We start from the raw sequence: 12,622 nt of genomic DNA, 5'->3' as shown, positions 1-12,622 counted from the left end.
GTATGAAACAGAGTACTGCTCCTCTTGTGCTGATTCTGGGCCTAGGCATTTCAGGCTTGGCGATGGCCCGTTGGTGTGCCGCGCAAGGAATGCGTGTGCGTGTGGCAGACACGCGTGCGCAACCGCCGCATTGGGCTAATCTGCGCGAAGAAGTGCCGGATGCAGAGTGCGTACTGGGACAGCCGTTGGATGCTGCGCTGCTGCGCAGCCGTGTGGGGCATGTAGAAATTTCGGCGGTGTATTGCTCACCCGGATTGGCGTTGGCTGAAGTGGAGCCTGTACGCACAGCGGCTGCACACAGTGGCGTCTTTTTCGGTGGTGAGCTGGATTTGTTCAGCCAGATGCTGACAAAGCTGCGCCAGGAACATGGCTACCGGCCGTATGTATTGGCCATTACTGGGACCAACGGTAAAACCACTGTGACGTCGTTAACGGGCCAGCTACTTGAAAGAGCGGGTTTAAGCGTCGCTGTGGCGGGGAATATTGGCCCTTCGCTGCTGGATACCCTGGCATCGCGCATGCAAGCGGCGCAGTGTGCTTGCGAGGGCGCCAGCGCGCACGCGGAAAGCGCAGAGCAGGAAAAGTCTGCTGCGAGTGCTGGGGAGGTTAGCGTCGCGCAAGAAGAGGATGAGGGGCTGCATGCGAATTGCAGCAATGCGGCTGCAGTGGCGAAACAGGTGCAGCCTGATGCTTACGCACTGGCTTTGCCACAAGCTTGGGTGCTAGAGCTTTCCAGTTTCCAGCTTGAATACTCCAGCCATTTTGAGCCTACAGCAGCGACTATTCTGAATGTCAGCGAAGACCATTTGGATTGGCACGGCAGCATGCAGGCCTATGTGCATGCAAAGGCGCGTATTTATGGTCAGCGAGCTACGGCAATACTCAATCGAGACGATCCAACAACAATGGCCCTGATGCCCAAGTTGGCGGAGGCTAACGAAAAGCCCGCTAAAGGGCGTCATCGCGCTGTAGTAACCGGTCGTGCCATTTTGCGTTTTGGCTTAGGTGTGCCTGAGCAGGCGGGTGATTGGGGCGTCGAAGTCCAGGCGGGCATGCCTTGGCTGGCGCGTGTTTACAGCGATGTCCCGGGAGTACAGAGTGGGGCTGGTGCTGCCAAGCCGATGGTGCGGATGTCGGAAGCTTTTTGCCAGCGCCTCATGCCTTGCGCAGCGCTGCGCATTCGTGGCCGCCACAACATCAGCAATGCTTTGGCAGCGCTGGCTTTAGCCTCGACCACGGGAGCCAGTTTGGCCCATATGTTGCATGGCTTGCGTGAATACCGTGGCGAGCCGCATCGTGTGCAATCACTGGGTTTTGTACAAGAGGTTGAATACATTGATGACAGCAAAGGCACCAATGTGGGGGCCACCGTGGCTGCGTTGGACGGCCTGATTATGGAAGGGGGCGCGCGTCGGCTGGTAGTGATTCTTGGTGGGGATGGCAAGGGGCAGGATTTTGCGCCTCTGGCCGGGCCTGTGAGGCAGGCAGCGCGCGCTGTTTTGCTGATTGGGCGTGATGCTTCTGTGATCGAAGCTGCTTTGCAAGGCACGGGCATTCCGCTGTACCACGCAGCTACGCTGGAGCATGCCGTGCAGCACGCAGCTTCCTTGGCCCAGCCCGGGGATGCTGTGCTGCTTTCACCTGCGTGTGCGAGCCTGGATATGTTTAGAGACTATGCCCATCGCGCGGAAGTTTTTACCTCGTGCGTGCGTGCTCTGGCTCTGGATGCCGGTCAGGAATTGGGGGATTGGACATGAGCACGCAGGCCGATAAACGTTTCGGTTGGTGGCAGCGCATCACAAGTCGCGATGAGCGGCTGAAAATGCCAGATGTGCCTGTGCATACCATGGGTATGACTTCGGGGCTTCGCACTACAGCTCAGCCTTCCGTCGTGGAAGGGGTGGATCAAACCCTGCTTGGCGTGCTTGTGGGCATTTTGGCCTGGAGTGTGGTGATGGTGTACTCGGCCTCCATTGCTATGGGTGATAGCCCGCGCATGACAGGCGTGCACAATGAGTTTTTCTTGATTCGCCATGTAGTGTCTATCGCGGTGGCCTTCGTAGCGGCAGTGGCGGTGTTCCAGGTGCCAATGGAAGTCTGGCGCAAAAATGCCATATGGGTGCTGCTGGGCACATTGGTGTTGTTGGTGGCTGTGCTCATTCCGGGTCTGGGGATTTCTGTGAATGGCTCCAGGCGTTGGTTGCCTTTGGGCGTGATGCGATTTCAGCCTTCGGAATTGGCCAAGCTGGCAGTGGTGATTTACGCGGCCGATTACATGGTGCGTCGCATGGACGTGCGTGAGAAGTTCATGCGTGCAGTGACCCCTATTGGCGCAGCCGTTGGGTTCATCGGGTTGCTGCTGCTGGCGGAGCCTGATTTGGGCGCTTTTGTGGTGGTTGCATCCACGGCAGTGGGGATTTTGTTTTTGGGCGGAGTCAATATCCGAGGGTTTGCATTGATGCTGCTGGTGCTGCTAAGCGCCTTCGTGCTGATGATTTGGCTGGAGCCTTATCGGCGTGCTCGCTTTTTTGCCTATTTGAACCCTTGGCACGAGTCCTATCGCCTCAAGGAAGGCTATCAACTCACCCATTCACTGATTTCTTTTGGACGGGGCGAGATCTTTGGTGTAGGGCTGGGGGGCAGTGTGGAGAAGCTGCACTGGTTGCCTGAACCGCATACCGATTTCATTCTTGCGGTCATTGGCGAGGAGCTGGGCTTGGTCGGGGTGCTGTTGCTGATTGCCGTGTATTTCTGGCTGGTGCGGCGCATCATGGTGATTGGTCGCCGTGCCGTGGCCCTGGATCGCATTTTTGCCGGCTTGGTTGCCCAAGGCATTGGCTTGTGGATTGGCATCCAATCCATGATCAATATTGGGGTCACTCTTGGGGCGCTGCCGACCAAGGGTTTGACGCTGCCTTTAATGAGCTTTGGCGGCTCAGCGATGCTCCTGAGCTTGATGGCCATCGCGATTGTGTTGAGAGTGGATTATGAAAACAGAAGTTTGATGCGGGGGGAGCGCATATGAAGAGGGAGCGTAAAGGCGCGCAGAAGACGGCTGTTGTCATGGCAGGTGGCACCGGTGGGCATATTTTTCCTGGTGTTGCCGTGGCGCAAGGCTTGCAGGATGCTGGTTGGCATGTCGTCTGGATAGGCGGTAATGCGGGGATGGAGGGCAAGATTGTGTCGGGCTATGGCTTGGAATTGCATTGCCTGAACTTTTCCGGCGTGCGCGGTAAAGGATGGCGGCCCATGCTGGCTTTGCCGGATGCCGTCTTGGAAGCGCGCAAGCTCTTGGCCCATATCAAACCTGATGTGGTTTTGGGCTTTGGCGGTTACGTTTCTGTGCCGGGCGCACTTGCTGCGGCCAGCAAGCGTATCCCCCTGTTCATCCATGAGCAAAATGCCGTTGCGGGCATGGCCAACCAGTGGCTGTCGCATTTGGCGCGTCGCGTTTTTACGGCTTTCCCCAAGGTGTTGAAAGGTGCGGAATGGGTGGGCAACCCTTTGCGAGGTGAGTTTCTGCGCCAAAACGCGCCAAGCCGACGTTTCGCTGATCGTGAGGGGCCATTGCAGCTGCTAGTGGTTGGCGGGAGCTTGGGAGCGCAGGCGCTCAATGAGATAGTGCCCAAAGCCTTGGCGTTGCTTCCCGAGGCACAGCGTCCCCACGTGCTGCATCAAAGTGGTTTAAAGCAGATTGAATCTTTGCAGGCCAACTACCAGCAAGCGGGAGTGAGTGCCGACCTGATCCCTTTCATCAAGGACACAGCGAAAGCTTATGCCGATGCCGATTTGGTGATTTGCCGCGCGGGTGCCAGCACCGTGACCGAAATCGCCGCCGTAGGCGCGGCGGCGTGCTTTGTCCCTTATCCCCATGCCGTGGACGACCATCAGAGCGTGAACGCGCGCTATTTGGTTGATGAAGACGCAGCCTGGTTGATGGAGCAAAGCCTGATGACACCTGAAGGATTGGCGGACTTTATGCGTGCGCTCACGCGTCATGAGCTGCTTGAACGCGCTCGTCGAGCGCGCAAGCTCGCCAAGACCGAGGCGGTGCCGCTGATCGTGCGGGCCTGCGAAGAGCTGGTCGAGTGAGGCTGAGAGACCGAGACAGAGGCTTGATCGTATGAAACACGCCATACACCACATCCACTTCGTCGGCATTGGCGGCGCGGGCATGAGTCCGATTGCCGAGGTATTGCATGGCCAGGGCTACACCATCTCTGGCTCTGATTTGCAGGATGGCGCTGTGGTGCAGCGCCTGGCCTCGTTGGGCATGCATATTTCTATCGGCCACGATGCTGGCCATGTGCAGCAAGCCGATGCGGTGGTGACTTCGACGGCCGTGAAGGCTGATAACCCGGAGGTCACGGCTGCGCGTGCGCGTGGCATCCCCGTTGTGCCGCGCGCCATGATGCTGGCGGAGTTGATGCGCTCCCGCCAAGGGATCGCTGTAGCTGGCACCCACGGCAAAACCACCACCACCAGTCTCATTACCACCGTGCTGGAAGCGGCAGGGTTGGATCCCACTTTCGTCATTGGCGGGCGACTGAAAAGCGCTGGTGCGAATGCGCGCCTGGGTAAAGGGGATTACATCGTGGTCGAGGCGGATGAATCCGATGCATCCTTTCTCAACCTCTCTCCCGTCATGGCTGTTGTGACCAATATTGAGCCGGATCACATGGAGACCTATGGGCACGATGAAGATCGCTTGCGCCAAGCATTTATCGACTTTCTCCATCGCATGCCTTTTTACGGCACAGCGGTGCTTTGCACGGAGGATGCAGGCGCGCGCGCCATCGTGCCGCGCATCAACTACGCTGTGACCACCTACGGCTTTCAAGAGGATGCGCAGGTGCGCGCGGTGGATGTACGTGCGGTGGGGGAGCGTATGTGCTTTACCGTTCAGCGCCGTAATGGCGTAAGCCTGCCGGATTTGCCCGTTGAGTTGAATTTGCCCGGGACGCACAACGTGCTCAATGCGCTGGCTGCGATTGCGGTGGCGACAGAGTTGAATGTCGATGATGCGGCCATTCAGCGAGGGCTGGCCAGCTTCCAGGGAGTGGGGCGGCGTTTCCAGCAATATGGCGATTTTGCTGTAGGCCCTGCAAAGGCAGGGAGCTTTCGCCTGATTCAAGACTATGGCCACCACCCAGCGGAGGTGGCTGCCACCTTGGCGGCGGCGCGTGGCGCCTTCCCCGGTCGGCGTCTGATCGTGGCTTTCCAGCCGCACCGTTATTCGCGCACTCGCGATTGTTTTGAAGACTTCGTGCGGGTGCTCGGCCGCGCCGATCGCGTGTTCCTCACCGAGGTGTACGCCGCTGGAGAGGCCCCCATTGTGGCTGCCGATGGCCGTTCGCTTACGCGTGCTGTGCGCGTCGCTGGCCAGGTAGAGCCTGTTTTTGTGGAAGACGCGCAAGCGCTTGGCGCAGCCATCCAAGCCATTTTGGAGGATGGCGACGTCGTTATCTACATGGGGGCTGGCAATATCGGAGCTGCCGCCGACGACTGGGCACAGCACTTAAAGCCTGCGCAAAACCATTTGGAAGAGATCGACGTATGAGCCACTACAGTCACTCCCCCCTGCAAACAGCCCCCGTGGACGGGAAGGCGCTGGGTAAAGTTGCCGTTCTCATGGGCGGGACGTCTGCCGAGCGTGAGGTTTCGCTCATGTCTGGTCAAGGCGTGCTGGCCGCTTTGCGTTCGCGAGGCGTTGACGCCCACGCCTTTGATACCGCCGAACAGCCGCTGTGGGATTTGAAAACGCAAGGCTTTGATCGATGCTTTATCGCCCTGCATGGTCGTGGCGGCGAAGATGGCACGCTGCAAGGCATGTTGGAGCTGCTGCACATCCCTTACACCGGCCCAGGCGTGATGGCCTCTGCAATGGCCATGGATAAAGTGCTGACTAAACGTTTGTGGCAAGCCGACGGCTTGCCCACGCCTGCGTGGCGATTGGTGGATTCGTCCCAGGGCGTAGCCCAGGCCCTGCAAGACTTGGGCGCGCCCATGATTGTCAAGCCCGCGCGTGAGGGGTCAACCATTGGCCTGACCAAGGTCATGGATGCGACCCAGTGCGCGCAAGCCTATGCGCTGGCTGCGCGCTACGACGACGAAGTGCTGTGCGAGCAATTCATTGACGGTGAGGAAACCACTTGTGCATTGCTGCAAGTTCGCCGTTCTGATTCAGGCGAGGCTTTGGCTGCCGTGCAAGCGTTGCCCGTGGTGCGCATCGTTGCGCCTGGCGGCAACTACGATTACCAGAACAAATACTTTGGCGAGGCCACCCAATACCACTGCCCTAGCGGTTTGCCCGCTGAATTGGAGCAGCGCATCCGGCATTTGAGCGAGCAAGCCTTTCGCTCACTGGGGTGCCGAGGCTGGGCGCGTGCAGATGTCATGGTGCGCCGCAGCGATGGCGAACCCTTCCTGCTGGAAATCAACACCTCGCCAGGTATGACAAGCCACTCGCTCGTGCCATTGGCCGCGCGTGCAGCGGGCCTGTCCTATGAAGAGCTGTGTGTGCAAATCCTGGCAGCGGCACGCTGTGATGCCCAGCCTGGGCGGGATCACTCTGCTCAGGCGCTGTAACTCTTTTTCGCATCAGCCATGAGTCGCCCCATGCCACCCGTTGACGTCCGTCTGATGAACGCCACCGCTTCGCTGGCGTTTTTCGGCGTGTTCACGCTCGTTTGCGTGGCGCTGGTGTTTTGGCTGCTGCGCAACCCTGCGTTTGCCATTACACAAGTCACGGTCCATGGCAACCCGCAGCACAGCAGTGCTGCAAGCCTGCAAGCCAATGTGTTGTCCCAATTGCGCGGCAATCTGTTTACTTTGGAGCTGGCGCAGGCGCGCAAGGCCTTTGAGCAAATGCCTTGGGTGCGCGAGGCGGAGTTACGCAGGGGCTTTCCCAACACACTGGAAGTTTTCCTGCAAGAGCATGAGCCTGTGGCGCTTTGGGATGGGCCGGAAGAATCCTCCATGCTGAACCGCTATGGCGAGGTTTTCGAGGCCAACCGGGGAGAGGTCGAGCACTTGAATTTGCCGAACCTGGCTGGCCCGCGTGAGCAATCGGGCCACGTTTTGGAGATGTACCACTACCTGTTGGGGCAGATGCAGCAGCATGCTGCTCTTCAGCAGAACATGCAACCCGTGGCCTTGTACCTCACGCCACGGGGCAGTTGGCAGATGTTTTTGGCCAATGGCGCTCATATCGAGTTGGGCACAGGCCAGCAGTTGCAAGTGGGCGCGCGGTTGGAGGATTTCTGGGCGACGCTGCCACAGGTGCTGGCCCCGTTGGGGCTGAAAGAGCAGGCGCTGGAATATGCCGATTTGCGCCATCGCAATGGCTATGCCATTCGCTTGCGTGGCGTGGCGACTCGTGTGGGCGATGAGGCGGCTCTGGCGCCAGGCGGCGCGGTGCGTGCGCCAGTCAAGGCCGTTGCAGCTAAGCCGACTGCCGCTAAACCGGCTACGGCCAAGCCGGCGGCAAGAGCTGCAACGCCTGCAAACGCCAAGCAACAACCCGCTGGTCAGCCCGTGCGTGCGGTGCGGGCTGGCAACGTCAAAGATCAGAAAGCAGATGGCCGGGCGGCAGCCCGGCCTTGAAGGACAACAAGGCAATGGCTAAGGAATACAAGGACGTCATCGTCGGTCTGGACATCGGCACGGCCAAAGTCATGGCCGTCGTGGCCGAAGTGCAGGAGGATGGCCAGCTGCGCATCGCCGGCTTGGGCGCCTCCCCCAGCAATGGGCTGAAGCGCGGCGTGGTCGTCAATATCGAGGCGACGGTGCAAAGCATCGAGCAGGCCCTGCGCGAGGCCGAGCTGATGGCCGATTGCAAGATCCAAAGCGTTTACACCGGCATTACGGGCAGCCATATCCGCAGCTTCAATTCCAGGGGCATGGTGGCGATCAAGAGCAAGGAAGTCTCGCAGGCGGACATCAACAACGTGCTGGATACCGCCAAGACCATCAACATCCCCTCCGATCAGCGCCTGCTGCTGGTGGCTTCGCAAGAGTTCGAGATCGATAACCAGGAAGTCAAAGAGCCTATCGGCATGAGCGGCATCCGGCTGGAGGCGCACGTGCACATCGTCACGGGCGCGCAGAGCGCGGCCGAGAACATCATCAAATGCGTGCGCCGCTGCGGCCTGGAGGTGGAGCAACTGGCGCTCAACCCGCTGGCCTCCAGCCTCTCCGTGCTCACCGATGACGAGCGTGAGCTGGGCGTGGTGCTGGTCGATATCGGCGCGGGCACGACGGATGTGGCCATCTTCTCCGGCGGGGCGATTCGCCATACCGCGGTCATCCCCATTGCAGGCGATCTCATCACCAGCGACATCGCCATGGCGCTGCGCACCCCGACCAAGGATGCGGAGGACATCAAGATCGAAAACGGTTGCGCCAAAGCCATGCTGGCCGATCCTGATGCGCAGGTTGAAGTCCCCGGGCTGGGCGACCGCGGCCCGCGCCTGATCAACAAGCAAGCCCTGGCAGGAGTGATTGAGCCGCGCGTGGAGGAAATCTTCTCGCTGGTGCAGCAAGTCATCAGCGAGTCGGGCTATGAGGAAATCCTCTCCTCGGGCGTGGTGCTGACAGGCGGTTCTTCGCTCATGCCTGGCATGGTCGAGCTGGGCGAGGACATCTTCCTCAAACCCGTGCGCCGGGGCGCGCCGCATTACCAAGGGCCGCTGGCGGAAATGGTGGATCAGCCGCATGCCGCCACCGTCATGGGATTGCTGGAAGAAGCCCGCCTGGAGCGCTCGCGCGGTTACCGCGTGACCAGCAAAAGCAGCCCAGTGAAAAACGTCTTTGCGCGCATCCGCGACTTCATCGTAGGGAACTTCTAAGCCATGTCGCGCAGCCGCCTGTTCCCCGCCCACTGCGAGCGTGGTCATAGCCGCTCCAGTCCATCGTTTCGCTGGCTCGCCCAAAACCTCGTGCGCTGGCGAATGCCGCTCGCGCCCGGGCCGCTATCGAGCGGCAGGGCGCATGCTGGCTTTTTCAGTCTCGCCCTTGGGCTTGGCCGCAACTTTCAGTTTCACTAATACCCACCACCCCTCTGTTCATAAGGAGCACTAACATGAGCATCAACATCGATATGTTGGATAACGACACTTTCGGCCAAGGCACTTGCATCAAGGTGTTCGGCGTTGGCGGCGGCGGCGGCAACGCCGTCAATCACATGATTGAGCAGCGCGTGGAGGGCGTGGAGTACATCTGCGCCAACACCGATGCGCAAGCGCTGGCGCGCATCCCGGCCGATCGCATCATCCAACTGGGCGCCAATGGCCTGGGCGCGGGCGGCAAACCCGAGCATGGCCGTGAAGCGGCCGAGATGGCTGAGCACGAAATCCGCAAGGCCATTGAAGGCGCGCACATGTTGTTCATCACCGCCGGCATGGGCGGTGGCACTGGCACTGGCGCGGCCCCCGTGATTGCGCGCATTGCCAAAAGCATGGGTGTGCTGACTGTGGGTGTGGTGACCAAGCCTTTCGAGTGGGAGCAGGCGCGCCGCATGAAAAATGCCGAAGCGGGTCTGGATGAGCTGGAGAGCAATGTCGATTCGCTCATCGTTGTGCTCAACGAAAAGCTCCTCACCGTCTATGGCGACGACATCACCCAGGAAGAGGCCTTCGCCAAAATCAACGACGTGCTGCGCAATGCAGTGGGTGGCATTGCCGAAATCATCAATGAGTATGGCCTCATCAACGTGGACTTCGCCGACGTGAAGACCATCATGGGCGAGCCAGGCAAGGCCATGATGGGCACGGCCAGCGCCTCCGGCCCGGATCGCGCCCGCATCGCCGCCGAGCAGGCCATCGCCTGCCCGCTGCTCGAAGGCGTGGATCTCTCGGGCGCCAAAGGCATGCTGGTGCTCGTCACCGCCGCGCGCGGCAGCCTCAAGCTCTCCGAATCCAAGCAGGCCGTCAGCACCGTCAATGCTTACGCCAGCGGCGATGTCAACGTCATCTTCGGCGCAGCTTACGACGACAGCCTGGGCGACGAATTGCGCGTGACGGTGGTGGCCACCGGCCTGTCCGACCCCAACGCTCGCCGCTCCAACATCACGATGGTCAGCCCCCGCACCGGCACCGACAACCTGCCCTTGCACGGCGGTGGTCGCGGCGGCACAGCGCCCGCTGGCCGCAGCAATCCGCGCTATGAAAACCTGGCCGTGCCCACGACCTGGCGCAGCCCCCGCAGCGATGGCGCTTCGGCGCGCGTGGATGCCATGTCCTCCGGCGGCATGGAAGAAGTGGAAATCCCCGCCTTCCTGCGCAAACAAGCCGATTGAGCATCGGCCAACGTGCAGCACATCAGCCCTGATGGGGGGTTAGGGCTGATGTGCAAATCAATAAGAAATAAAACAAAGTGTTTTAGGCTTGATGGGCGGATTTTTGGTTTTCTCTTGATCTGCACTTCTATTTTCTTTGGAGTGTAGATCATCAGGAAACAAAGTCCCCCTGCCATGGCAAGCCAGCTATGCGTTGGCTTTTCTTATGATTTGAGTGGTGTAAAAAAAAGCGCATCGGCTAAGCCGATGCGCTTTTTGATTGGAAAGCTGGTTTGAAAAGCCTGCCCCCGCCCGTTCTCGCCGTTCTCAATACGCCAGCGCGCCAGCCCTGAAACCCTCGGGCGCTTGTTGCTCGTCATCAAACGTCGCCACCTCCCAGGCGTCGGGCTGCGCCAGCAGCGCGCGCAGCAGCTCATTGTTCATCGCGTGGCCCGAGCGGTACGCGCTATAGGCGGCCAGCAGCGGGCTGCCCAGGATATACAAATCGCCAATGGCATCCAGAATCTTGTGCCGCGCAAACTCATCGTCGTAGCGCAGCCCGCCTTCGTTGAGGATTTTGTAATCGTCCATCACGATGGCGTTATCCAAACCGCCGCCCAAAGCCAGCCCATTGGCGCGCAGCGCCTCCACATCGCGCGTAAAACCGAAAGTGCGCGCGCGCGCGATTTCCTTGACGTAGTGCCCCCGGCCCATGTCGAAGCACACACTTTGCCCCGTCAAATCCACCGCCGGGTGGCTGAAGTCGATTTCAAAATCCAGCTTGAACCCGTTGTAAGGCTCCAGCCTCGCCCATTTGGACTGCCCCATGCCATCCACGCGCACCTGCACCGGCTTGGTCACGCGCACAAAGCGCCGCGCCGCGCTTTGCACCTCAATGCCCGCTTGCTGGAGCAGATAGACAAAAGGCGCTGACGAGCCATCGAAAATGGGCACTTCCTCTGCCGTCAAATCGATGTACAGGTTATCGATGCCCAGCCCCGCGCAGGCGGACATGATGTGTTCAATCGTGCTGATGCGCGCCAGCTCGCTGCCAATCGTGGAGGCCATGCGCGTATCAAACACCGCATCGGCGCTGACGCGCACAGGCTGCGGCTGGGGCAAATCGACGCGGGTGAAAACAATGCCTGTATTGACAGGCGCTGGCCGCAAGGTCAAATCAACGCGGCGGCCGCTGTGCAAGCCAACACCGGTGGCTTGATTGAGAGTGCGAATGGTTCTCTGGGCTAGCATGGGCGTGCATTCTAGAGCGTGTTATGCACTTTGCGCTTGCCCATGCAAACAGGCTTGTGGCCCTGCAACTGCATGAATGCCATCAAAACGGAGATTGTGTATATGCAAAACTGGCATGCCGACAGTTTTTTCATGATTGAAAATGCCACGTTGGCGCCCTCTGGCCACAATACGCAGCCGTGGATTTTTATGGTGAAAAAGGGCGAAATCACAATTTGCCCCGATTTTTCAAGGCGTTTGCCTGTAGTGGATGGCGATAACCGTGAATTGTTTATCAGCTTGGGGTGCGCTGTAGAAAATCTGTGTTTGGCCGCATCGGAGCGGAAATATCGCACCAACGTCAGGGTTTCTGCATCTGGTCAAATTGCCATCGAATTGATTCAGGATGCGAATATAAAAGCCCATCCCCTTTTTGAGGGTATTGCCCGTCGCCAAACCAATCGCGGTATTTATTCTGGAAAAAGCATTGCCGAAAATGTGCTGGCGCATATTTTGCGCGATTTCGAAAACGACCATGCCCATCGCATTCACCTCTGGCCACGGGCAAGCCGGGAGTTCGAGGCCCTGGCCCAATGCGTAATGCAGGGCAATGCTGCGCAAATGAATGATCCGGCATTCAAAGCGGAGTTGCTGGCATGGATTCGTTTCAACCGCGCGCATGCCCAGCGCACGCGCGATGGTTTGAGTTATGCGGCTTTGGGCGCGCCCAGTTTGCCTGCGTGGCTGGTGCGGCCTATTGTGAAAGGGATGCTCAATGAGAAAAAGCAAAATGCCACAGACCGGCGAAAAATCGATTCCTCATCGCATTTGGTATTGATTTCCAGCGTGGGCAATCACCTGGTTTCCTGGATTGAAACAGGGCGTGTTTTGCAGCGGTTTTTATTGCAATTGACACAAGCGGGGATTGCGCATGCATATTTGAATCAGCCCTGCGAGGTGCCTGCATTGCAAAGTGTATTGCGCGCGCAATGGCTCAATAACGCATCGTTTGCGCAAATCCTGCTGCGCATCGGTTATGGCAAGCCGCTGCCGCATGCTTTGCGTCGGCCAGTGCAGGCGGTGATGCTGGAGGTTGACTCTGGTGGGTGAATTTTT

The 12,622-nt window shown here is 59.3% G+C and carries 10 protein-coding genes; 9 read left to right on the top strand and 1 reads right to left on the bottom strand.

The features are described from left to right. Positions 1 to 2: 2 nt before the first annotated feature. The 8 genes from EBQ26_RS04575 to ftsZ all read left to right on the top strand — a co-directional run bounded on the left by EBQ26_RS04575 (position 3) and on the right by ftsZ (position 10,297). Entirely contained in the window at positions 3 to 1,757 is a 1,755-nt protein-coding gene (locus EBQ26_RS04575) for a Mur ligase family protein (protein WP_238944142.1), read from the top strand. Next, entirely contained in the window at positions 1,754 to 3,025 is a 1,272-nt protein-coding gene (gene ftsW / locus EBQ26_RS04570) for a putative lipid II flippase FtsW (RefSeq protein ID WP_122237832.1), read from the top strand. Before EBQ26_RS04575 ends, ftsW begins: the two co-directional genes overlap by 4 nt. Continuing rightward, positions 3,022 to 4,092, top strand: a complete 1,071-nt coding sequence (murG, locus tag EBQ26_RS04565; RefSeq protein WP_122237831.1) for an undecaprenyldiphospho-muramoylpentapeptide beta-N-acetylglucosaminyltransferase — start codon at positions 3,022 to 3,024, stop codon at positions 4,090 to 4,092. Before ftsW ends, murG begins: the two co-directional genes overlap by 4 nt. Positions 4,093 to 4,123: 31 nt before the next feature. Further along, positions 4,124 to 5,560 (top strand): UDP-N-acetylmuramate--L-alanine ligase, encoded by a 1,437-nt coding sequence (gene murC / locus EBQ26_RS04560; RefSeq protein ID WP_122237830.1) that lies wholly within the window; start codon positions 4,124 to 4,126, stop codon positions 5,558 to 5,560. Next, positions 5,557 to 6,588 (top strand): D-alanine--D-alanine ligase, encoded by a 1,032-nt coding sequence (locus EBQ26_RS04555; RefSeq protein WP_122237829.1) that lies wholly within the window; start codon positions 5,557 to 5,559, stop codon positions 6,586 to 6,588. The genes murC and EBQ26_RS04555 overlap by 4 nt, the downstream gene beginning before the upstream one ends. 18 nt (positions 6,589 to 6,606) lie before the next feature. After that, positions 6,607 to 7,605 carry a cell division protein FtsQ/DivIB gene (locus EBQ26_RS04550; RefSeq protein ID WP_122237828.1) on the top strand — a complete coding sequence of 333 codons (999 nt, stop codon included), beginning with the start codon at positions 6,607 to 6,609 and terminating at the stop codon, positions 7,603 to 7,605. Between the two features lie 14 nt (positions 7,606 to 7,619). Then, on the top strand, positions 7,620 to 8,849 hold the full coding sequence (gene ftsA, locus EBQ26_RS04545; RefSeq protein ID WP_122237827.1) for a cell division protein FtsA: 1,230 nt from the start codon (positions 7,620 to 7,622) through the stop codon (positions 8,847 to 8,849). 239 nt (positions 8,850 to 9,088) lie between these two features. Next, positions 9,089 to 10,297 carry a cell division protein FtsZ gene (ftsZ, locus tag EBQ26_RS04540; protein WP_122237884.1) on the top strand — a complete coding sequence of 403 codons (1,209 nt, stop codon included), beginning with the start codon at positions 9,089 to 9,091 and terminating at the stop codon, positions 10,295 to 10,297. Between the two features lie 306 nt (positions 10,298 to 10,603). Here the strand turns inward: ftsZ and lpxC are convergent, their stop codons facing one another. Continuing rightward, complete coding sequence (gene lpxC, locus EBQ26_RS04535; protein ID WP_122237826.1) at positions 10,604 to 11,527, bottom strand: UDP-3-O-acyl-N-acetylglucosamine deacetylase; 924 nt, start codon at positions 11,525 to 11,527, stop codon at positions 10,604 to 10,606. Between the two features lie 72 nt (positions 11,528 to 11,599). Here lpxC and EBQ26_RS04530 point away from each other — a divergent pair, with 72 nt between their 5' ends. Then, positions 11,600 to 12,616 carry an Acg family FMN-binding oxidoreductase gene (locus tag EBQ26_RS04530; RefSeq protein ID WP_238944141.1) on the top strand — a complete coding sequence of 339 codons (1,017 nt, stop codon included), beginning with the start codon at positions 11,600 to 11,602 and terminating at the stop codon, positions 12,614 to 12,616. The last annotated feature ends 6 nt before the right edge of the window (positions 12,617 to 12,622 follow it).

Origin of the sequence: Allofranklinella schreckenbergeri (assembly GCF_003703475.1) — a bacterium.
Taxonomy (GTDB): Bacteria; Pseudomonadota; Gammaproteobacteria; order Burkholderiales; family Burkholderiaceae_C; genus Lampropedia; species Lampropedia schreckenbergeri.
The sequence above is the reverse complement of the archived record's forward strand: the minus strand, read 5'-3'. Positions and strand labels throughout refer to the sequence as shown.